Annotated in this window: 19 protein-coding genes, 1 pseudogene and 1 riboswitch; of the genes and pseudogenes, 10 read left to right on the top strand and 10 right to left on the bottom strand. The window is 38.0% G+C overall.

What is annotated here, in order from left to right; translation table 11 throughout:
• Positions 1-481: 481 nt before the first annotated feature.
• A pseudogene (locus ACFQU5_RS09310) lies at positions 482-709 on the top strand (hypothetical protein); the annotation flags it as partial.
• 136 nt (positions 710-845) lie between these two features.
• Here ACFQU5_RS09310 and ACFQU5_RS09305 read toward each other — a convergent pair.
• Positions 846-1,712, bottom strand: coding sequence for a DMT family transporter (locus tag ACFQU5_RS09305; RefSeq protein WP_390287028.1), 867 nt, complete (start codon positions 1,710-1,712; stop codon positions 846-848).
• Positions 1,713-2,183: 471 nt separating this feature from the next.
• Here ACFQU5_RS09305 and exaC point away from each other — a divergent pair, with 471 nt between their 5' ends.
• The 3 genes from exaC (at position 2,184) to ACFQU5_RS09290 (ending at position 4,476) form a co-directional block, all read left to right on the top strand.
• A complete protein-coding gene (gene exaC, locus ACFQU5_RS09300; RefSeq protein ID WP_390287026.1) occupies positions 2,184-3,704 on the top strand; it encodes an acetaldehyde dehydrogenase ExaC in 1,521 nt (506 codons plus the stop codon).
• A 20-nt stretch (positions 3,705-3,724) separates the two neighbouring features.
• A complete protein-coding gene (locus ACFQU5_RS09295) occupies positions 3,725-4,090 on the top strand; it encodes a DUF779 domain-containing protein (protein ID WP_390287024.1) in 366 nt (121 codons plus the stop codon).
• A 155-nt stretch (positions 4,091-4,245) separates the two neighbouring features.
• Positions 4,246-4,476 carry a DNA-binding protein gene (locus tag ACFQU5_RS09290; RefSeq protein WP_390287022.1) on the top strand — a complete coding sequence of 77 codons (231 nt, stop codon included), beginning with the start codon at positions 4,246-4,248 and terminating at the stop codon, positions 4,474-4,476.
• Positions 4,477-4,543: 67 nt separating this feature from the next.
• Here ACFQU5_RS09290 and ACFQU5_RS09285 read toward each other — a convergent pair whose 3' ends face one another.
• From ACFQU5_RS09285 to ACFQU5_RS09275, 3 genes are all read right to left on the bottom strand, one after another.
• A complete protein-coding gene (locus ACFQU5_RS09285; RefSeq protein ID WP_390287020.1) occupies positions 4,544-5,530 on the bottom strand; it encodes a homoserine dehydrogenase in 987 nt (328 codons plus the stop codon).
• Between the two features lie 444 nt (positions 5,531-5,974).
• Positions 5,975-6,364: a hypothetical protein gene (locus ACFQU5_RS09280; protein ID WP_390287018.1), complete on the bottom strand. Its 390-nt coding sequence runs from the start codon at positions 6,362-6,364 to the stop codon at positions 5,975-5,977.
• Positions 6,365-6,613: 249 nt separating this feature from the next.
• The gene (locus ACFQU5_RS09275) at positions 6,614-7,915 is read right to left on the bottom strand and encodes an O-acetylhomoserine aminocarboxypropyltransferase/cysteine synthase family protein (RefSeq protein ID WP_390287016.1); all 1,302 of its coding nucleotides are present in this window, start codon (positions 7,913-7,915) and stop codon (positions 6,614-6,616) included.
• Between the two features lie 111 nt (positions 7,916-8,026).
• A riboswitch (SAM riboswitch) is annotated at positions 8,027-8,135 on the bottom strand.
• A gap of 154 nt (positions 8,136-8,289) precedes the next feature.
• Here ACFQU5_RS09275 and ACFQU5_RS09270 point away from each other — a divergent pair.
• Positions 8,290-8,922, top strand: coding sequence for a glycerol-3-phosphate acyltransferase (locus ACFQU5_RS09270; protein ID WP_390287014.1), 633 nt, complete (start codon positions 8,290-8,292; stop codon positions 8,920-8,922).
• Between the two features lie 129 nt (positions 8,923-9,051).
• Positions 9,052-9,786, top strand: a complete 735-nt coding sequence (nfsA, locus tag ACFQU5_RS09265) for an oxygen-insensitive NADPH nitroreductase (RefSeq protein WP_390287012.1) — start codon at positions 9,052-9,054, stop codon at positions 9,784-9,786.
• Positions 9,787-9,937: 151 nt separating this feature from the next.
• On the opposite strand, the gene ACFQU5_RS09260 is transcribed toward nfsA, so the two are convergent.
• Positions 9,938-11,623: a hypothetical protein gene (locus ACFQU5_RS09260; protein ID WP_390287010.1), complete on the bottom strand. Its 1,686-nt coding sequence runs from the start codon at positions 11,621-11,623 to the stop codon at positions 9,938-9,940.
• A 153-nt stretch (positions 11,624-11,776) separates the two neighbouring features.
• Here ACFQU5_RS09260 and ACFQU5_RS09255 point away from each other — a divergent pair, with 153 nt between their 5' ends.
• The 3 genes from ACFQU5_RS09255 to ACFQU5_RS09245 all read left to right on the top strand — a co-directional run bounded on the left by ACFQU5_RS09255 (position 11,777) and on the right by ACFQU5_RS09245 (position 14,801).
• Positions 11,777-12,436 carry a lysoplasmalogenase gene (locus ACFQU5_RS09255; protein WP_390287008.1) on the top strand — a complete coding sequence of 220 codons (660 nt, stop codon included), beginning with the start codon at positions 11,777-11,779 and terminating at the stop codon, positions 12,434-12,436.
• Positions 12,437-12,456: 20 nt separating this feature from the next.
• Positions 12,457-13,686, top strand: coding sequence for a peptidase T (gene pepT / locus ACFQU5_RS09250; RefSeq protein ID WP_390287006.1), 1,230 nt, complete (start codon positions 12,457-12,459; stop codon positions 13,684-13,686).
• Positions 13,687-13,829: 143 nt separating this feature from the next.
• Positions 13,830-14,801, top strand: a complete 972-nt coding sequence (locus ACFQU5_RS09245; RefSeq protein ID WP_390287004.1) for a DMT family transporter — start codon at positions 13,830-13,832, stop codon at positions 14,799-14,801.
• 177 nt (positions 14,802-14,978) lie between these two features.
• On the opposite strand, the gene ACFQU5_RS09240 is transcribed toward ACFQU5_RS09245, so the two are convergent.
• Positions 14,979-15,413: a DUF4395 domain-containing protein gene (locus tag ACFQU5_RS09240; protein ID WP_390287002.1), complete on the bottom strand. Its 435-nt coding sequence runs from the start codon at positions 15,411-15,413 to the stop codon at positions 14,979-14,981.
• Between the two features lie 131 nt (positions 15,414-15,544).
• Between ACFQU5_RS09240 and ACFQU5_RS09235 the strand changes: the two genes are divergently transcribed.
• Positions 15,545-16,252: a Fe-S oxidoreductase gene (locus ACFQU5_RS09235; RefSeq protein WP_390287000.1), complete on the top strand. Its 708-nt coding sequence runs from the start codon at positions 15,545-15,547 to the stop codon at positions 16,250-16,252.
• An 80-nt stretch (positions 16,253-16,332) separates the two neighbouring features.
• Here ACFQU5_RS09235 and ACFQU5_RS09230 read toward each other — a convergent pair whose 3' ends face one another.
• The 4 genes from ACFQU5_RS09230 to ACFQU5_RS09215 all read right to left on the bottom strand — a co-directional run bounded on the left by ACFQU5_RS09230 (position 16,333) and on the right by ACFQU5_RS09215 (position 19,941).
• A complete protein-coding gene (locus ACFQU5_RS09230) occupies positions 16,333-16,860 on the bottom strand; it encodes an HPP family protein (RefSeq protein WP_390286998.1) in 528 nt (175 codons plus the stop codon).
• A 111-nt stretch (positions 16,861-16,971) separates the two neighbouring features.
• A complete protein-coding gene (locus tag ACFQU5_RS09225; protein WP_390286996.1) occupies positions 16,972-17,661 on the bottom strand; it encodes a GNAT family N-acetyltransferase in 690 nt (229 codons plus the stop codon).
• Between the two features lie 12 nt (positions 17,662-17,673).
• Positions 17,674-18,789: a mandelate racemase/muconate lactonizing enzyme family protein gene (locus tag ACFQU5_RS09220; protein ID WP_390286994.1), complete on the bottom strand. Its 1,116-nt coding sequence runs from the start codon at positions 18,787-18,789 to the stop codon at positions 17,674-17,676.
• A gap of 36 nt (positions 18,790-18,825) precedes the next feature.
• Positions 18,826-19,941: an amidohydrolase gene (locus ACFQU5_RS09215; protein ID WP_390286992.1), complete on the bottom strand. Its 1,116-nt coding sequence runs from the start codon at positions 19,939-19,941 to the stop codon at positions 18,826-18,828.
• Between the last annotated feature and the right edge of the window lie 215 nt (positions 19,942-20,156).

The raw sequence follows: 20,156 nt of genomic DNA, 5'->3' as shown, positions 1-20,156 counted from the left end.
AGATTTTGGTTTATTTATATGCAATTAGTATTTTCAAGTCCTTATAAATACTACATTTCTTTTACTTACATTTCCATTTTACTTTATATTAAATATGATACTAACATTTATTTTGGTTGGGGAAAATGGGGCTTCCTAACTCTGTCGATTCAACAGATTCAAACTAAAAAATCTCATTTGTTTCAGGTCTGCCCCTACTAGTCTAGCTTGTGCAAAATTCTGGGTGCATGCTCCGTACTAAGGTATTCCTGTACTGACGTTGCAAACTCATCGGAGATTCGTAGAAATGGCTTAAAAGTGCGTCCACTTCTTGCGCCAAAGAACAAGAAGCTGTTAAGTAATGAATGAACCGATTAATAATCAAAAATATGTAAATCCAGTTTTTCCTTATTCCACAATCGGGCCATTTAGTTCAAGAAGGAATTAATAGATTGATTTTGCGGAATTCTCAATGTATCAGGGTGAAAAGGAGAATCTATTTGTGGGTAAAAGCAAACTAGTTGATGAATTAACCATAGAGGACTTAAAAGAAAATCCCATATGGGAATGGACGATAGATGAAGAAGAAAATGAAGAGCAAGATGAGACGTGGGTAAGACCATCAGAAACAATAAATTTTACAGAAGAGTTAAACGGTTCAATCGTATTAGGGGAATTAACCACAAATAATGGTGATGAATTTCCTATGATGTGTAGTGTGATTGTGGAGTAAAGCAAAAAATGAGTAGTTTTTGGGGTACAAATTCTGTACCCCTTTTAAAGCATTATATAGCTATTATTAGCGAATATAAAGCTTATGAAGTTTTTAAGATTTTCACCTGTTCAAGAGAGTCATCTCATAAAACCTATTCTGTCCCCACTCTTTTACTCCCTAATGTCAGGACTACAATCCCGCCTAATAACAATACAACCCCGACCCAAGAAGCAGGACTCAAATATTCACCTACTAAAAAAACACCGAGTAATGCGGCAGTTAACGGCTCAGCCAAAGATAGGGTTACAGCAGAGGATGAAGAAATTTTCTCCAATCCTCCCAAGAATAGAAGATAAGCTATACTTGTCGCGGCTAGACCCATAAATATCATTGGCATTACATTTTGGCCTTCAAATGCCCACATGACCCCATCCCCCGAAAACGGCAATAGCAATAAGGCACATAATGTGAATGTCATTGCCACTGCAGGAAGCGTTTCTTCATTCTCTGTTAACTGCTTGCTGCAGTTTGTATATAACGCAAACATGAGACCTGCACAAAGAGCCAAAAGAATCCCGATTGGATTTACGGATGCTTCCCCTTTATTTACAAATAATAAAATACAACCAATAATCGCCAAAGCGGTTGCTGTTGCCCAAACTCGATTCGGCTTCCTTTTCCAAATCGCCCATTCTACTAATCCTGAAAACACTGGGGAGCTCCCGATTGTTATGACCGTCCCTAGAGCGACACCTGTAAAGCGTACAGAAGTAAAAAATAGCGATTGGAATAAAGCAATCGTTAAGGCTGCTAGTATTGTCCATTTCCACGACCATGTTTTAAAGTGAAGCTTTCGCATAAATAGCGCAACCACGAGTAGCACCCCTCCCCCAATTGCAGAACGTACCGCTGCTACTGCAATTGAAGAAACATCGGCTTGTAAAAAAGTTTGGGTAGTCCCGACTGTTCCCCAGAGCATTGCCGCTAGTAAAACAAATATGTATGCGTATAAATTCATCCACTACACCCCTTTATTGTTAATTTGCAGGTATCCTCTTGCGATTCTTATTTTCAACAGACTCATGAATTTCAAGTTTATTTTCATTATATCTCAATAACAGCTTGTTAAATTATACCAAACAAAAACGTGAATCTATCAACTTTTCTATAAAAAAAACACTATAAATCTAAATTATAAAAATTAAATGCGAGGTTATAACCGCATTACTCCAAATCTATAATTTACGATTTTCTCTTAGAAACAATTCATTTTTTGTATTATATGAAGGAATTTCTTTTCGACAAAAAAACAGATTTTTTGCTTGATAATTTCAAGACAAAGGTTCATTATATGAATATAGCAGTAGAAAACTAGTAATAATATTCTTTCTAACATATTTTTTTAAATACAAATGTAAGCGCAAACATTACAGTATTTTCGATATTTTCTATGTTTTCACTGTATATACTTCCTAAGGGGGAATTCATAATGATCTATGCAAATCCTAATACAGCAGAAGCAATTGTTAGCTTTAAAGAAAAATACGATAACTTTATCGGTGGCGAATGGGTTGCACCAGTAAAGGGCCAATACTTTGAAAATAGAACTCCGGTAACTGGTGAAGTCTTTACAAAAGCTGCTCGTTCTACAGTAGAAGATATCGAACTAGCATTAGATGCTGCACATGCTGCTAAAGAATCTTGGGGAAAAACATCGACAACAGAACGTGCCATTCTTTTAAATAAAATCGCTGACCGCTTAGAAGAGAATTTAGAATACCTTGCAGTAGCAGAAACTTGGGAAAACGGTAAAGCTGTTCGCGAAACATTAAATGCCGATATACCATTAGCAATCGACCACTTCCGTTACTTTGCAAGTACAATCCGTTCTCAAGAAGGTCGCACTACTCAATTAGATAATGATACAGTAGCATATCATTTCCAGGAGCCACTAGGTGTTGTTGGGCAAATTATTCCTTGGAACTTCCCAATCCTTATGGCTGCATGGAAAATCGCACCTGCTCTAGCTGCAGGAAACTGTATCGTTTTAAAACCAGCGGAACAGACTCCTGTTTCTATCCTGGTATTAATGGAATTAATACAAGACCTATTGCCAGCCGGTGTATTAAATATTGTAAACGGTTTCGGAATTGAAGTTGGTAAACCATTAGCTACAAATCCAAGAATCGCGAAAATTGCTTTCACTGGCTCAACTGCGGTTGGTCGTCAGATTATGCAATATGCAACAGAAAATATCATCCCGGTAACTTTAGAGCTTGGAGGTAAATCTCCAAACGTATTCTTTGAAGATATTATGGACCAAGATGATGAGTTCCTAGATAAAGCAATCGAAGGTTTAGTCATGTTCGCATTAAACAACGGCGAAGTTTGTACTTGCCCTTCCCGTGCATTAGTTCAAGAATCGATTTATGATAAATTTATGGAACGTGCACTGGAGCGTGTAAAAGCCATTAAAGTTGGTAACCCGCTGGATACAGAAGTAATGATGGGCGCACAAGCTTCCACTCAACAAAAAGAAAAAATTCTTTCTTATATCCAACTTGGTCAAGAAGAAGGTGCAGAATTACTTCTTGGTGGTGAGGAAAACCACTTAGGCGGTGATCTTGAAAATGGCAACTACATCAAACCAACTGTGTTCAAAGGCAATAACAAAATGCGTATCTTCCAAGAAGAAATCTTTGGTCCAGTACTTGCTGTAACAACATTCAAAGATTTCGATGAAGCAATTGAAATTGCCAACGATACTCTTTATGGTCTTGGTGCTGGTGTTTGGTCTCGCAGTGGTGATATCGCTTACCGTGCTGGCCGTGCTATCCAGGCAGGTCGCGTTTGGACAAACACTTATCACAAATATCCAGCTGGTGCTGCATTCGGCGGATACAAAATGTCAGGAATTGGCCGCGAAAATCACGCTATGATGCTGGATCACTACCAACAAACAAAATGCTTATTAGTAAGCTATGACCGAAAACCTCAAGGATTTTTCTAAATCGAAGGGAGATTAAACACTTGGTAGATCATGTTGTTGCTACAGAAGAGGCACTTCAATTGATAGAGCTGCTCAAAGGAAAACATGAATCTATTCTGTTTTATCAATCTGGGGGCTGCTGTGATGGCTCTGTTCCCATGTGCTACAGAGAAGGAGACTTTCGAATAGCTGATTCTGATATCTATCTTGGTTCAATCGGTGCCGCCCCCTTTTATATGCACCGAAGCCAATATGAATATTGGAAACATACACAGTTGATTATCGATGTTCTTGATGGCAGCGGGGCTGAATTCTCATTGGATAGCATAGAAGAGAAACACTTCATTACACGCTCGCGGGTTTTCACTGAGGAAGAATATACAGAAGTAAAACAACTATTTTTATAATAATTGGAGCGGTCCCATTGAATGCAAGTTCAATTGGGCCGCTTTATTTTGTTTCGTAGCATTTTTAGGATAATCACTTATAATAAATAGAATAAGTAACTCTTAATCGATTTGAGAGAACTAAATACTTGCAAATAAAAAGGAGGTCACCATACATGTATAAAACTGTTGCGGAAACTGCTAATGACATTTCAATGCCAGAGGAACAAGTACTTCGCTACATCTATACTGGCCGAATCAAGGCAGTGCATGATGGAGCACAGTACCTCGTAAACAGTGCCCAATTTGATACGTACCATGAGCAATTGGAACGTATCAAAGAAGAAATTGAAATTTGGCGCAACACCCCTATTCCTGAAGATCCAGATATTAAGGACGAGGATTGAATCGGTGTTATGAACAAAACAAAAAACATCTTGAAGCGCGAAATGGCTTTTCCCGCCTCAAGATGTTTTAAATTGTTACAACAAAACCTGCACGTTTGCCGATAATTTCTGCATAGTCTTCCACCATGACACTTGCTGTTGGGTACATTCCCGCTCCTGGTCCGACTAGTGTAAGTGTTCCAATATAATTCGTCTCCATAGTAACCGCATTAAATACATCATCGATTGGATACAGTGGGTGTTCTTTATCCACTAGCATTGGAGCGACTTTTGCGAAAAGCGTTCCATCCGGATTCTTTTCTACCTCAGCCACATGACGATAACGCAGTCCATTGTTGATGGATTGGGCTACTTGTTCAGCAGAAATACTATCAATCCCAACTACTTCTACCTCTGCCCAGTTTGGTTGATTGCCAAATGCAAGTGAGGATAGGATCATCAGCTTCTTAAATGCATCTTGACCTGAAATATCGTTGTATGGATCTGCCTCTGCGTAACCAAGTGTTTGCGCTTCTTTTAAGGCTTCTTCAAATGACCAGCCTTCTGCACGCATTTTTGTTAAGATGTAATTTGTTGTTCCATTTAAAACACCTTGAATTCTAGAAACATTATTTACTAGTAGTATATTCTTCATCGTTTTAATTACTGGTACACCACCAGCTGTAGTTGCTTCATATCCGACGAATACACCATTCTGTCTTGCTAATTCCTGTAATTCCAGCCCTCGTTTAGCGAACATCACTTTGTTGGCGGTAATGACATGGCACTTATTTTCAACAGCCTTCTTTAAATAGCCAAATGCCGGCTCTTCATTAACAATTGCTTCAAACACCACTTGGATTCCTTTCACTGAAAGGCAATCGTCGATGCTGTCTGTTAATAAATGCGCTGTTCCTGGTATACGTTCCTTTGTTGTATCCCGTACTAAAATCTTTGCTACTTCTAATTCTAGGCCTAATTTATCGCGAAGTTCTTCGCGTTTTTCATTTAAAATATGATATATTCCCTGACCTACCGTGCCAAAACCTAAGATGGCCGCCTTGATTGTTGCCATTTCTATACTCGCCTCCATCTTCACTCTACATTCTGCATAATTTAGGCATCTACGAATCTTAATATATAAGGATAGGTGATATACGATTCCTTACATTATTTTACGCCAACCTGATATAAGTCATAATCAGAATAAAAACAAATAATTCGAAAAATTTCACTTAAGAAAATTTTATCTTATATTTGGAAGGAACTCAAGAACATTCTTCCTAAGGTGGACAAATGTTTTTCTAAGAAGGTCAAAAAGGTTCATAAATATTTTATAAAATACTATATTCTAAAATTTTTTTCCAATAATTTATCTTTAATCATCTCATTTAATTTAAAATCAAAAAGGCATCTCTGCTCTCGAGACACCTAATTGATTATTATAGCATAATATTTATTTTCTTACGCTTTGAAATACTTCCAATAAATCATGGTGCTGTTGTTAAATGGGAGATTATCAGGACGCTTTATATAAAGTATACTTACGAATTTTACTAACTACTCTGTTAATGACAAGCAATTCTTTTGTTGTGAACTTGGGCACCCCATATGGGCGATGAACAAGCTGGAATTGACCATATTCTAAATGCCATTCTTTAGCTGGTATTAGTAGATGCTGATCTTCAAACTCTTTATATGCCTCGAAAACTTCTTTTACATAATAATTCTTTTCTATAAAATTTGTAGTTTCTTCTTCAAAGGCTGTATGTCCAAAGTTTTTGTACCAAAGATTATCTACTACAGCTAATAGGCGCTGAAGTGAGAACGAATTAATAAACGTACCTTTTTCATTTAGTTCATATATCAAATATGCCGCAAAATTTTGCGCGCTATAAATATTCCCCATTTAACAACACTCCTTTTACACCCGTTAAAACAACCCGACTATTAGATTGTAAGTGACTGATTTTAATTCCGATAATTTTGCTCTATATTAATTATTATACAAATCAGACACCTTTATGTCAATAAAACAAATAGACTTACTTGGTATTCAAGTCTAGATAGCCGAATGAATGGCACTTGATAGAATTGGTGAAAAGATCCCTTTTACGAATGAAGTGAAAAGTCTATTTCACCAATCCTTGTATTCTAATTAAACGTTTGCTTGCGAAACAGATTCAATTGCTTTTGTTAAAGCCTGTTTTAAATCTGCAATGATATCTTCTACAGCCTCTAGTCCAACTGATAAGCGAATGAGCTCTTCAGATACACCTGCCACTTTTAACTCTTCTGGAGATAGTTGTTGATGTGTTGTTGAAGCTGGATGAATAATTAGAGATCTGGCATCTCCTACATTGGCTACATGAGAGAATAGCTGCACATGATCAATCACTTTACTTCCCACTTCGCGGCCACCTTTAATGCCAAATGTAAGCATGGAGCCGAAACCATTTTTTAAGTATTTTTTCGCTAATGAATGCGATGGGAAGTTTTCTTTGCCTGGATAATTGACATATTCCACGAATGAGTGGTTATCAAGGTATTGTGCAACCTTCTGTGCATTTTCTCCGTGTTTTGTATAACGCAAATGAAGCGTTTCTAGACCTTGCAGGAAGTTAAATGCACTGTCTGCACTAAGGGTTGGACCGAAGTCGCGCAATAATTGAACACGCAATTTTGTTGCAAAGGCAGCACCCGCTGTATCAATCCCAAAACGAATGCCATGATATGACTCATCCGGTTCAGTGAAGCCTGGGAAGCGTCCACCTGTCCAGTCAAATTTACCGGCATCCACTACGATACCTCCAATTGTCGTACCATGACCACCAATCCATTTTGTTGCAGAATGTACAACAACATCTGCTCCAAATTCAATCGGGTTTGATCCGTATGGGGATGGGAAGGTATTATCGATGATTAACGGAAGTCCATGCGCATGAGCAATTTCCGCTACTCGTTCAATATCTAAAATGTTGAGACTTGGATTACCAACCGTTTCTGCAAAGATTGCTTTTGTTTTGTCCGTAATCGCCGCTTCAAAATTCTCTGGATTGCTTTCATCTACAAATACAGTTGTAATGCCGTAGCGTGGTAAAGTATTTGCAAGTAAGTTATACGTACCCCCATATAACGAACCTGCCGAGACAATTTCATCCCCGGTACCAGCTACATTCAAAATAGAAAAGGCTATTGCAGCCGCACCTGACGACAAGGCAACTGCAGCTGCCCCTCCTTCAAGCAATGCAACACGTTTTTCAAAGACATCAACAGTCGGGTTCATAATACGCGAGTAGATATTTCCGGGTTGTTCCAGGGCGAACAATTTCCGCGCGTGCTCCGTACTTTCAAAAGCATACGCCGTTGTTCTGTAAATGGGTACTGCGATTGCTCCTGTCACTGGATCAGGTGTTTGCCCACCATGAAGCAATTGTGTTTCCGGTCGTTGTTGTGACATGTTTCTTCCTCCTAAATTAGAATCGATGGCAGATCTTTTTTTGAGGAGGACCTTATGGAAAAACAAAAGCCCTCTTCTAAGAAGAGGGCTGCAAAGTTGCAATTTTTCCTCCCCTTATCTTTCAGATCTAATCAAAATCTGTAGGAATTAGCACCTTTGCGTAAATACGCCGGTTGCTGGGCATCGTAGGGCCTAGTCCCTCCGCCTCTCTGGATAAAGGTATTTGATTCATGTTCCATCGTTAGAACTTACTATAATTCATAGTAATCAACTGTGTCAACTACATTTTTAAAATATTTCGATAATATCTGAAACATCTTATATAATCATAGAGTATATTGTAAAAAGCACTTTTTTCGAAAGGAGTTTTCACTTTGCTTTCTGCCATTATTATTATACTTTTAGCAGGTTACCTAATCGGCTGCATTCACGGCTCTAATATTGCCAGATTATTATCGGGCGTTAACTTAAAGGAAGTTGGTCATGGCAATGCAGGAGCATCTAACGCCACCCTGTCCCTAGGTTGGAAATATGGTGCACTCGTTGCTTTGATTGACATTGGAAAAGGGGCAGTGGCTATTGTTTTGCTGCGTATATACTTAGTAAACTCTGGCTCTTTTACCGATGAACAAACATCTCTTTTACTATACCTTATTGGGGCAGCTGTCATCCTGGGCCATAACTTCCCGATCCATATGAAATTTCGTGGTGGAAAAGGGACTGCTTCCTTAATCGGCATTTTTATTGCACTTGATTGGAAATTCGGGTTACTTGCTGTACTTGCCTTTGTGGTTGCATCACTTTTAACGAATTATTTGCTGATTGGCGTTTTCCTTTTGTACATTTTATTCGTAGTAACTGCGCTTCTAGGCGAACCGACAATATGGCCCTTTATCATTACTCTGGCTTTATTTTTAATTGCCCTTTATCTTCACTTCGAAAATATCAACCGCATACGTTCAGGTACAGAACCGAAAGTTACATCGGCTTTTAAGAAGAAGGGCTGAGCTAGACCGGGGAAAACTTCTAGAAACCCTTCTTCTTTGAAAAAATAACAAAATATACTAATATAGCCTTATGGAGCACCTTGCTCTGTAAGGCTTTAATTATGCATTTTTTTAAGGGGAGGAAATGAAATGTCAGCAAAAGATTTATTACGCAGTCATACGTCTGTAAGAAAATATACAGGTGAAGCAATTCCAAAAGAAACAGTTGTGGATTTAATCCAAACGGCTCAAATGGCAGCGAGTTCTCACTTTGTACAAGCCTATAGTGTAATTTGGGTAACAGATGAAGAGAAAAAGCAAAAATTAGGAGAGCTTTCAAAGAATGAATTCCAATTTAAAACTGCAGGTGCCTCTTTTCTGTTCTGTGTCGACTTTAAACGTCTCCAAGTAGCGGGGCAAAAACAAGGGGTGAACATTGTTGCAGATAGTGCAGAAAATGTCTTAGTTGGTACTGCAGACGTTGGCATCTTTGCTCAAAACTTTGTCATTGCTGCAGAAGATGCTGGATACGGTATTTGCTATATTGGCGGGGCTCGCAACAATCCACAAGAAATTAGTGAGCTATTCAATTTACCTGAATATGTTTTCCCATTATTTGCGATGACAATTGGAACTCCGACCAAACGCAATGAAACAAAACCGCGTCTGCCGGTAGATGCTGTTCTGCACGAAAATGATTATGATGTGGAAAAATACGATACATTGCTTGATGAATACGATGCAACGATGGAAGAATACTATGTAAGCCGTAGCTCAAACCAAAAAATGGCCAACTGGACAAAACAAATGGCCGACTTCCTAGTTGAACAAAGAAGACCGCATATCAAAGAATTCCTGGCTTCCAAAGGCTTTAATTGGAAATAAGGAGATGATTAGTGATATCGAAGGCGAATGAAGAGCTTGCCTTGTTATCACTTTTTTATTTAACCCCCTTCTGAGGGAAGTAATTCTCGCCATTTGAAAGTCGCACAATAAATAAAAAGCCCAAACCAATTACTTGGTTTGGGCTTACTACTTATGGTGCTACAATACCTTCAATCCTCATTTCTTTTATTGGAAGGAATAACTCTTCCGTTGCATAATACGTGATGGCTACACGATCTCCTTCTTGTAGATAGATTGCTAGAGGTGCGTTTTGTGAGCTGACAACAAAGTTTTGACCTGTATTTAACAAGAACGAAACCACTGTGTAATCACCGATACGCTCCTTATAAACACGCACAACATCTCCGGAAATTGTCGCTTCTTCTGCATTTGATGTGCCATCAACCGTTCCGCCTCCACGATTTAATGCAGTCTTATATTGCTTCAATGCTCCGTTTGGTGTTGTACCATAAGCGGAAATCTCTGGATTGGCTGCAGAAACGATAAAGTAGTTTTGTAAAAATCCATTCGAATCCAGTACAGGTGCAAGCCAGCTTGCTTCTCCATAGAAGTTATAAAGGATTGGCATTTCGCCTTGCCACTCTTTTTCAATAAATTTCTTTTCAATAATATCTAATGCTCCTCGTGAATCCATATAGGATTCCTCAAGGTTGCCTGTATAGTAGGTTGATTCTCCTGTACGGGCATCTGTAAGCGAATACCCTAACATAGAATCCACACCTTCTTTAGGACTTGTAAAATCTGTGAAGTAATACATCTCTCCATTTTCATTGAAGATTGGACTTACATTCGCTTCCGTTCCCTCATCTGATGGCAGCCTCACATCTTTTTTACCAAACAGACTATTCCAAAATCCATGTACATACTTTCCAAAGTAGCTATTCTGAAGACTAACCGATTCTGGTGAAACCGCCCCATCGATAAATGCAGGTACTTCATCCAAAGTTAATACTTCAGACTCTCCTGTCGCTGCATCCACCATCACGATTCCTTTTACATCGAAACCATTACGTGCAGAAATAAACTCTCCATAAGAACGAATATAGAATGGTTTTCCTTCATCATCGATCTCAAGCTGTGGATCCCCGTAGAAAATCAATGTAGGATTCTCTAAACGTATATGACGTTCCAGATTTTTATTGAAAAAGGCAGATGGTACATAGGTCATTTCCGATTTAACAAACTTCGGATTGTCTGTAGAATCTGTCGCACTCATCGTAAAATATCCAGGCGTTGTTTTTCCGTTAAACCATTTGAATAACCCTGAAAATTCAACCGGTGCTATATAGACATACTCCCCATCCACACTTTGAATTTGTAAATTTCCAAGTTCATAGTAACTTGTATTGGGAACTTGCCCAAAAGCTTTTTTCATTTTATTTTGTGCAAATCGAGGAGGAACACTAGCTGGTGTTTGAGTTTCATCAAACGGTTCGATTTCTACCTTTTCTTCCATTTTTGCAGAATTATATTTTTCATCCGCATTAAAGAACGGTGCGCAAAGCATAAACGCAAGCAGGATCAAACTTGCTAAGAAAATAAATCCCTTAAAAGTTTGTTCTAATCCTTTAGAGAGCAGTGTACCAAGTAAAGCAATTACCGGTAATGCGTATGCGAAAATCGTCCAATGCAAGTCAATCTTTGTAATATAAATAATCATAAAACCAATGATAAAACCTGCTATTAGAACTGAAATAACTGAATTTAGAAGCTGCTTATTCGTAATTTCCCCTTTTTGCACCTTCTTTGTTACAGGGACAATGAGGAGCGTTGCAATGACTGAGGCAATTAACGCCATTATTAAAGTTTGAGTCAATCGAACCACCCTTTCTTATATATTAGTTCTACGGAATAGGTAGCCATATAGTTTCATAAATATTATTAACCTAGGTATATATATAGAAAGATAATTAGTATACCGAAATTTTCTATTCACCGACTTGAAACGTTTAAAAATGGAGTGATTAAATTGACACGAAAATTACTTTTAGCGTTCATTATCATTTTTGGACTCTACTATGTCTTCTTTATTGAAATCATCAGTCAGCCACTTGTGATGGTGTTTAAATTATTGCCAATGATGCTCATTATTTTGTTAGCCATCCTGACTAAGGCTGAAAATATTATTCCTTATAAAACATTGATCATCCTTGCCCTTATTTTTTGTGCTTTCGGAGACTATACCCTTCAATGGTTTATCCTTGGTCTTTCTTGTTTTTTGGTTGGCCATTTGTTTTATATTCGTGCTTTTTTATCAGAAAAAGGAACAACCGCCCCTAGATGGATTATCATTCTATTGGCAATTTACGGCTTATCCATGATGATTTGGATTGGCAGCTCTTTAATCGAAGAAAACAAAATCATTCTGGCAATTGCGGTATCTGCCTATATGATTGTTATTTTAGTAATGGGATCGACCTCCTTTAGAACAGGGTCAAAAGTTGCTGTCTCCGGTGCCCTTCTTTTTATCATTTCCGATTCGGTTCTAGCAATCAATAAATTTATGTTTTCAGTAGATTATTCTCACCAGATTATTATGTTGACTTACTATAGTGCACAAATTTTAATGGCATTAAGCATCCCAAAATATTCCGCTATTCGAAGTAAAGTGATACAATATAAACACTAATTTGTAAGGGGGATTTATAAATGAAAGAACAAGTAATTGAACGCTTAATTCGCTATGCTAAAATTGATACTGAATCAAATCCTGAAAGCTCGACTACTCCATCTACAGAAAAGCAATTTGATTTATTAAATGTGTTAAAAGCTGAGCTTGAAGAAATTGGTCTAACAGAAGTTGCATTAGATGAAAACGGCTATTTATTTGCTACTTTACCTGCCAATACGGACAAAGAAGTTCCGACAATCGGGTTTTTAGCACATGTTGACACATCACCTGATTTTTCAGGCAAAAATGTAAATCCTCAAAGAATCGACAATTATGATGGTGGAGATATTCAGTTAAATAACGACCTGATCATGTCCCCTAGCTACTTCCCGAACTTAAAGAATTATGTAGGGCAAACTTTAATTACAACGGATGGCACAACTCTTTTAGGTGCTGACGATAAAGCCGGAATTGCTGAAATAGTGACGGCTATGGAGTATTTAGTGCAACATCCAGAAATCAAACACGGTAAACTTCGTGTGGCTTTCACACCGGATGAAGAAATTGGCCGTGGCCCACATAAATTCGACGTAAAAGCATTTGGTGCCGACTACGCTTATACGATGGATGGCGGTCCATTAGGAGAATTACAATTTGAAAGCTTTAATGCAGCAGGTGTTAAAGTGACAACTCGCGGAACAAGTGTACACCCAGGTTCTGCAAAAGGAAAAATGGTCAATGCGATCACACTCGCTATTAAATTCCAAAATTCCATGCCGGTAGATGCTGTGCCTGAAAAAACGGAAGGCTACGAAGGCTTTATTCATTTAATGAATTTCAGTGGACATATTGAAGAAGCAAAGCTTTCATATATTATTCGTGACCATGATCGCGAAAAATTTGAAGCGAAAAAAGCGCATTTCCTTGAAGTAGAAAAAATGGTGAAAGAAAAATATGGCGACAATTCGATCACTGTAGAAATTGAAGATCAATACTATAACATGCGTGAAAAAATAGAACCGGTAAAAGAAATTGTTGACATTGCCTATAAAGCGATGGAAAATTTAGATATATCCCCAATTGTTGAACCAGTACGCGGAGGTACAGATGGCTCTCAATTATCGTATATGGGATTACCTACACCTAATATTTTTGCTGGTGGGGAAAACATGCACGGCAAATTTGAATTTGTATCAGGGGAAACAATGGAAAAGGCTACAAAAGTTATTTTAGAAATTGTTCAATTGTTTGAAGCACAAGGTAAATAATGAACTGCTGCGAAGTAAGAAAGAAATACTTACTTCGCTCTTTTTAAAACTAGAGTAAACTGAATATTAAGTCACCTTACAACAAGAGAATATTCTTTGCACTTGTGCCAGAGTAAAATTTGGTATGGAAGTAGGTTTTTAGATTGAAAGAAATTGCTATAGGAATAATCGCAAGCCTGTTTTTTGCGGTCACATTTATCTTAAACCACTCAATGGAACTAGAAGGTGGTAGTTGGTTATGGAGTTCTTCTTTACGTTTCTTCTTTATGCTCCCCTTCCTTCTGATCATTGTGCTCTCTCGTAAAGGATGGAAGCCTTTAACGAACGAAATGAAATCTCAACCATCAAAATGGTTGCTTTGGAGTTTTGTAGGATTTGTTTTATTTTATGGACCACTAACATACGCTGCTTCATTTGGTCCAGGATGGATTGTTTCAGGAACATGGCAATTCACTATTGTAGCAGGTGTTCTATTAGCTCCATTATTCCTGACAGTTGTTGGTGATAAAAGCATTCGACAAAGAATCCCTGTTATTTCTTTATTGATATCTACCGTTATTTTAATCGGTATATTACTAATCCAAGTTCCACAAGCACAGTCTGTATCTTTCGAAACATTGATGCTCGGAATTTTGCCAGTTATTGTTGCAGCCTTCGCTTATCCTTTAGGGAATCGTAAAATGATGGAAGTTTGCGGGGGAAGACTGGACACATATCAACGAGTACTTGGTATGACGATTGCTTCTTTACCAGCATGGCTAATCCTGGCTGTTTATGCACTATTTACCGTTGGACTTCCCTCTTCAACCCAAGTCTTTCAATCTTTAATAGTTGCCGTTAGTTCAGGTGTCATTGCAACCGTGTTATTTTTCATTGCAACAGATCGAGTTCGAGAAAATCAAGGCAAACTCGCAGCTGTGGAAGCAACCCAATCTACAGAGGTCCTATTTGTTATTATTGGTGAGATGATTTTAATAAGTGTTCCCCTACCAGAGCCAGTTGCACTGATTGGCATTGGTGTAATCGTAATTGGAATGCTGCTGCATAGTTATCACACGATGCATCTTTCAAAAAATGCTCATATAAAAGAAAAAGAGGCCGAGCTTCAACATTGAAGCTTGGCCTTTTCTGCGTCAGAACGTTCTAAATAGGGGGGAAGAACGTCTTGACTTACATCATGGAGAAAAGCTTATCACACTAGTAATAGGCTTTTTTATTTATATGATAATGATAATCGTTTTCAATTAGACTGTCAACCATTTGCTTAAATTTTTTGAATGCTTTTAACGTAGTTATTTCTTAGGATTTTTTAATCTTTGACGATATTGAAATTGTTTTATTTGGAAGAAAATATAGCAACCTACACAAAAACCTAATATCGCAATAAACGAAGCGATAGCAACCATGATTGTAAAAACATATCCTGCAATCGTCCAGCCTGCAAGAAAACTAATAATCCCACCAGTTAAACAAAATATGGCAATACATGCATTAAATTTTTGTTGTGTCACATCTTCAGGAATATATTTCTTCCCCTCTTTAATGATGAACACTCTCGCGACTTTCATAATTGGATTAAAGTTAAATAATATTCCCATTAAATTTGCTATAAGAGGAATAGTTAAGATCCATACGTTACCTGTTATCCATGTTAAGACTACAGAGAGGAAGATCGTCCATTGGTTTGTTCTTACTAACGGTCTAGGAATTGAAGGCACTTGTTCCATTTATAAAACCTACTTTTCTTATTAGTTTTATATATATTATTATGATTAATCAATTTTGTATAGCTAAATCTATAATCTACATCACTCTTCAAGAAAGTGTTATAGTTAAATTAAAAACGAAGGTGAAATAAATGCCTGCTTTGACGTATGATCAAATACGTGTTTTAAATTCATATGGTGTCTTTACGGAGAATCCTGAACGCCCATTATTCACATTGGAAAATTTGCACAAGGATTTTTACTTAACGGATTTTAGAAATTTAATGATGGGTATCACACAGGCGAGTACGGAAACAGCGGCAATCTCCCACTTCAGCAGACGATATGGGATGTTTATGGCAATGCAATTTTATATGCTTTCTATGTACGATGAAATATGGGATGGCAAGAAGGTAGATGTACGCTTCAGTCTGATTAATGAGTTTGGGGTCAATACACTTGGTACGTTTATTACACCTAATGACTATCGCTACGTTGAGGACCGAGAACGTGAGTATGTGATTAGCAAGCTTTTATATCAATGCCACGAAGTATTTCAGCAATTACGAAAAACGACTTCCATTTCACCACTGACTTTATGGGAAAATCTTTTTGGCTATATGCTCTGGAATTACTACGAACAGCTTGAAAACCCGCTGCTTGCTGACCGCGCCTTTGAAGATTTGGAAATTTTGGAGGGGACAAAGGTTTGGCAACTCTTCTCAAACAAGTCATGGTTTGAACAATACACCGGAGGAAAAAACCCTGCGCAGCTTGTAAATAAACCAATAAGAAAAAGCTGCTGTTTTTCCAAAGACATTCCAGGCTTGATGCGTTGTGAATTTTGTCCGATGCAATAAAATAAATAGTATAACTTAGTTGTTAAACTGCACGACTAAGCGCACAAGCCATCTCACTCCGATGAGATGGCTTGTTTTTATTACCACCAATACAATGGATACTTTCTTTTAGGATGAAGATTATTTATGATGAGCCCAAAAGAAACGATAATGATGGCACCAATTAAGACGGGTTGAAATAAAAAATCCCAACTGTATCCACTCATCATGATGATGATGGGATTGCCGCATGCTGGCGGATGAAATGTTCTTGTCATCAGCATACAAAAAATGGTACAGCAAAGAGCTAGGCTCATCATTACCGGCGAAGAGCCAAATAAATTTAGAATGGCTATTGCAATAAACGATGCAATAAGATGGCTCCCTATGACATTGCGAGGTTGTCCCACAGGAGCGTTCCATGCAGTCATCACAAGCATGCTGCTTGCACCAAATGATGCAATAAACCATAACGAATCCGTATATTTGGTTAACTCAAATATAGTAAACATACATATAAATACCCCTACTGAGGCAATGGTAGCATCCGAAATGGTAGTACGATTATTAAATGTTTGATGCCCTCTCATTTTCTGGAGGACTGGCTTTATATGTTGGCTATTTATCATGTACTTATCTCCACTAATCTCTCATTCTATTCTAAACTTGATTCCTCTTTTACATACACAAAAAAGCTACCCTGCTAGACTAATTGTCACTAAGGCAGCTCAAGCTATCTACTAAAGGCGCTTTTGATATTCTATTACCCAATCATCCCAAAGCGGCTTCATGGAAACCCCAATAAAACCTTCTTTCAAAAATTTTTGTTGAGCATCCACATCACCCATTGAAATGGCTACTCTTTCCCCTTCTAACTGTGGTTGATGATGTAAATCTAAAGCAAATACGTAGCGTAATTTCCCGCCATACGCATATTTCAGATTGACTACATTAAACCCTTGGGAGAACTTATCTTTTAAACTCGCAATATTGTATGGCATGACTGTTGCAGCAATGTAGTCGAAGTCAGTTGTATCGATTTGTTCCATGATAATGTTAGCTAATGTTTTTTGTAGACCATGGCCTCGGTATTCTGGATGGACATTTGAAATTTCTTGATAAAGGACACGGTTTAAATCCGACTCATTTACTAGCCCAATTGCATAGCCTAAATGTTCATCATCAAGTTCAGGTTTTAAAACCGCTCGAAAAGCTATGAGCTCCTCAGCTACAAATGCCCCTATTAACAGCCCTTTACCTTGTAGGATCTCTTTAAATTCTTCTTCGGACAATGGCTGCAAAATATCTTTATTTGGTAAGTCATCATAAACAATTTCTTGTAAAGCAAGAAGTTTAGTTAAATAGCTATTATCCAGTACTCTCACTTCGAATGGATTATCACCTAATATCCCTCTGTAAATTGAAGTCAAAATTGCCACCACCTACTCTACTAAATCCGAGTATTGAGTAAGATCAGCAAGTATTGTTTCATCTATACTTACACCCAATCCTGGACATTCATTTAACTGGATGTTCGGGATTATATAGCTTTCTTTTAAATCTCCAAGGTCCTTTGAAAATTTAACAGGACCAGTTAACTCCACACTCTTAATAATTTTTTTCGAAAAGGCAACGTGGAAACCTGCAGCCGATCCAATTGAAGATTCAACCATTGAACCAATTTGACATTCGATGCCCGCCATTTCTGCCATAGTAGCAAGCTTCATTGCAGGGTAGATTCCCCCACACTTCATAAGCTTAATATTTACTTTATCAGCAGCACGTTTGGCAATAATTTCGCGCATGTTGTTCATATCACGAATACCTTCGTCGATCATAAGCGGAATAGTCGATTTTGATTTGATTTCAACCATCGCATCTATATCATCTTGAGCAACAGGCTGCTCTAACCAATCAATCCCAAGAGCCTCTAAATGGCGGATTGCTTGAAGTGTATTCGCACTATTTACCCAGCCCTGGTTCACGTCAACCCGAATGGCAATATCTTCACCAACACGCTCGCGTACGGCTTTAATGCGTTTTACATCACCCAATACATCTTGGCCTACTTTCATCTTGAATGATGCATAGCCTTCTTCCACTTTTTGTGCGGCTTCTTCTGCCATTTTATCAGGCTCATCAATACTAAGTACGTGGGTTACCGGGAATATTTCATGATAACGCCCACCTAATAATTGATAAACCGGAACGTTTAATTTTTTCCCCACCACATCAAAACAAGCAATATCAATTGCTGCTTTTGCTGCTGGTGCTCGGTGTACATTTTGATCCATTAATTCATGGATTTTTTCAAACTCCATTGGGTTTTGTCCAATCATTAATGGGGCCAATGTATTTTTTAGCATTGCATAGGTTGAATGCGGTGTTTCTCCCGTAATATGTTCGTCTGGAACACTCTCTCCCCATCCTACTAACCCGCATTCCGTTGTCATTTTAACAATGATTGATTGAATGTTTGGGTATGTTGCATAGCTAATAATAAATGGTTTAATTAATGGTAAATTTATAGCAAAGATTTCAACTTGCTTGATTTTCATTTATCTTAACTTCCTTCTATAGCCCATACTAGTCTATTATTTATTCTGCGCTGCATTACGTAAAGTGGTAGTTAACACTTTTGCACCTATAATTAATGCTTTCTTGTCAAACGTCATTTTAGGGTGGTGGAGACCAGGTGCTAAATCCGCTCCAACACCAATCATTGCTGCTTTCAAGTTCGGTCTTAATACCGTATAGTAATGAAAATCATCACTGCCGGGCGTGGATATTGGATTATCTAAATACTCCGCTCCTAAGGCCTCAATAATGGAAGCTTTAGCTATTTGTGTGGCTTCTTCAGACACTTCAGCTCCAGGTGTTGTGTCTAACCAGTTCCATTCTAATTCGACTCCGAACATATTTTTAATTGCTTCAAAGCCTTCATCAATTCGTTTTTTAAGCTCTTCTAATACCGAATTTTTTTGTGCACGAATATCCATCGAAAATGTTGCATTCCCCGGGATAATATTAGTACTGCCACCATCGGCAACAATTTTTGTTAATTTCGCACTATAAATTTCAAATGGGTTAATATAGATATTTTTCAGCATTTGTTGAATAGCAAAAACGACATCGATAGCATTTTTCCCTTGATGCGGTCTTGCACCATGTGCATCAACTCCACCAATCGATCCCTTTAAGAACATTGCCGCTCCGTGATGAATGGCAGGTGTTACTTTTCCTAAAGGTAATTCCTCAATGGGACGCAGGTGCACTCCAAACAAATACGAGACTTCATCGATCACACCACGCTTCACCATTTCAACCGCTCCCCCGCCAGTTTCCTCAGCCGGTTGGAAAATAAAGCGTACTCGTTTTTTTAATGGTTCATCCTTAAGTTGCAAAAGCGCACCTAATACCATCGAGATATGTGCATCATGCCCACAAGAATGGTTTGCACGCATAGTTCCATCTACCTCTTGCCATAATGCATCTATATCTGCACGTACCGCTATGACTTCTTCGCCCTGGCCTATTTCCGCAACAAGGCCTGTTATATCTGGGAAGAGTTTGTAATTTATATTCATTTCCTCTACTATCGATGCAATCTTCTTAGTCGTTTCTACTTCTTTCCAGCTGATTTCTGGATGAGCATGAAAATGATCAAACCATCCATAAATCACTTCTTCGTAAGTCTTTACATGACCCATTTTCCACACCTCGAATTTATATTTCGCTTTCTCTATTATACATAAAAAAGTGTTTATTTTTAACTGCTTCTGCCTATTAATAAAAATTTTGAAAACTGGTGTTCCCTTCAATAAAGAGAAAAAACGGCAATTGCCCACATGGGTTTGCCGTTACCGAAATATCATCTAAAATCAGTAATCCCCTAGCAAAAAAAAAGATTAACTTCTCCAAGTGA

The sequence above is a fragment of the Ureibacillus sp. GCM10028918 genome, from assembly GCF_042666115.1.
Taxonomy (GTDB): domain Bacteria; phylum Bacillota; class Bacilli; order Bacillales_A; family Planococcaceae; genus Ureibacillus.
This window is presented reverse-complemented; position numbering and strand designations above follow the sequence as displayed.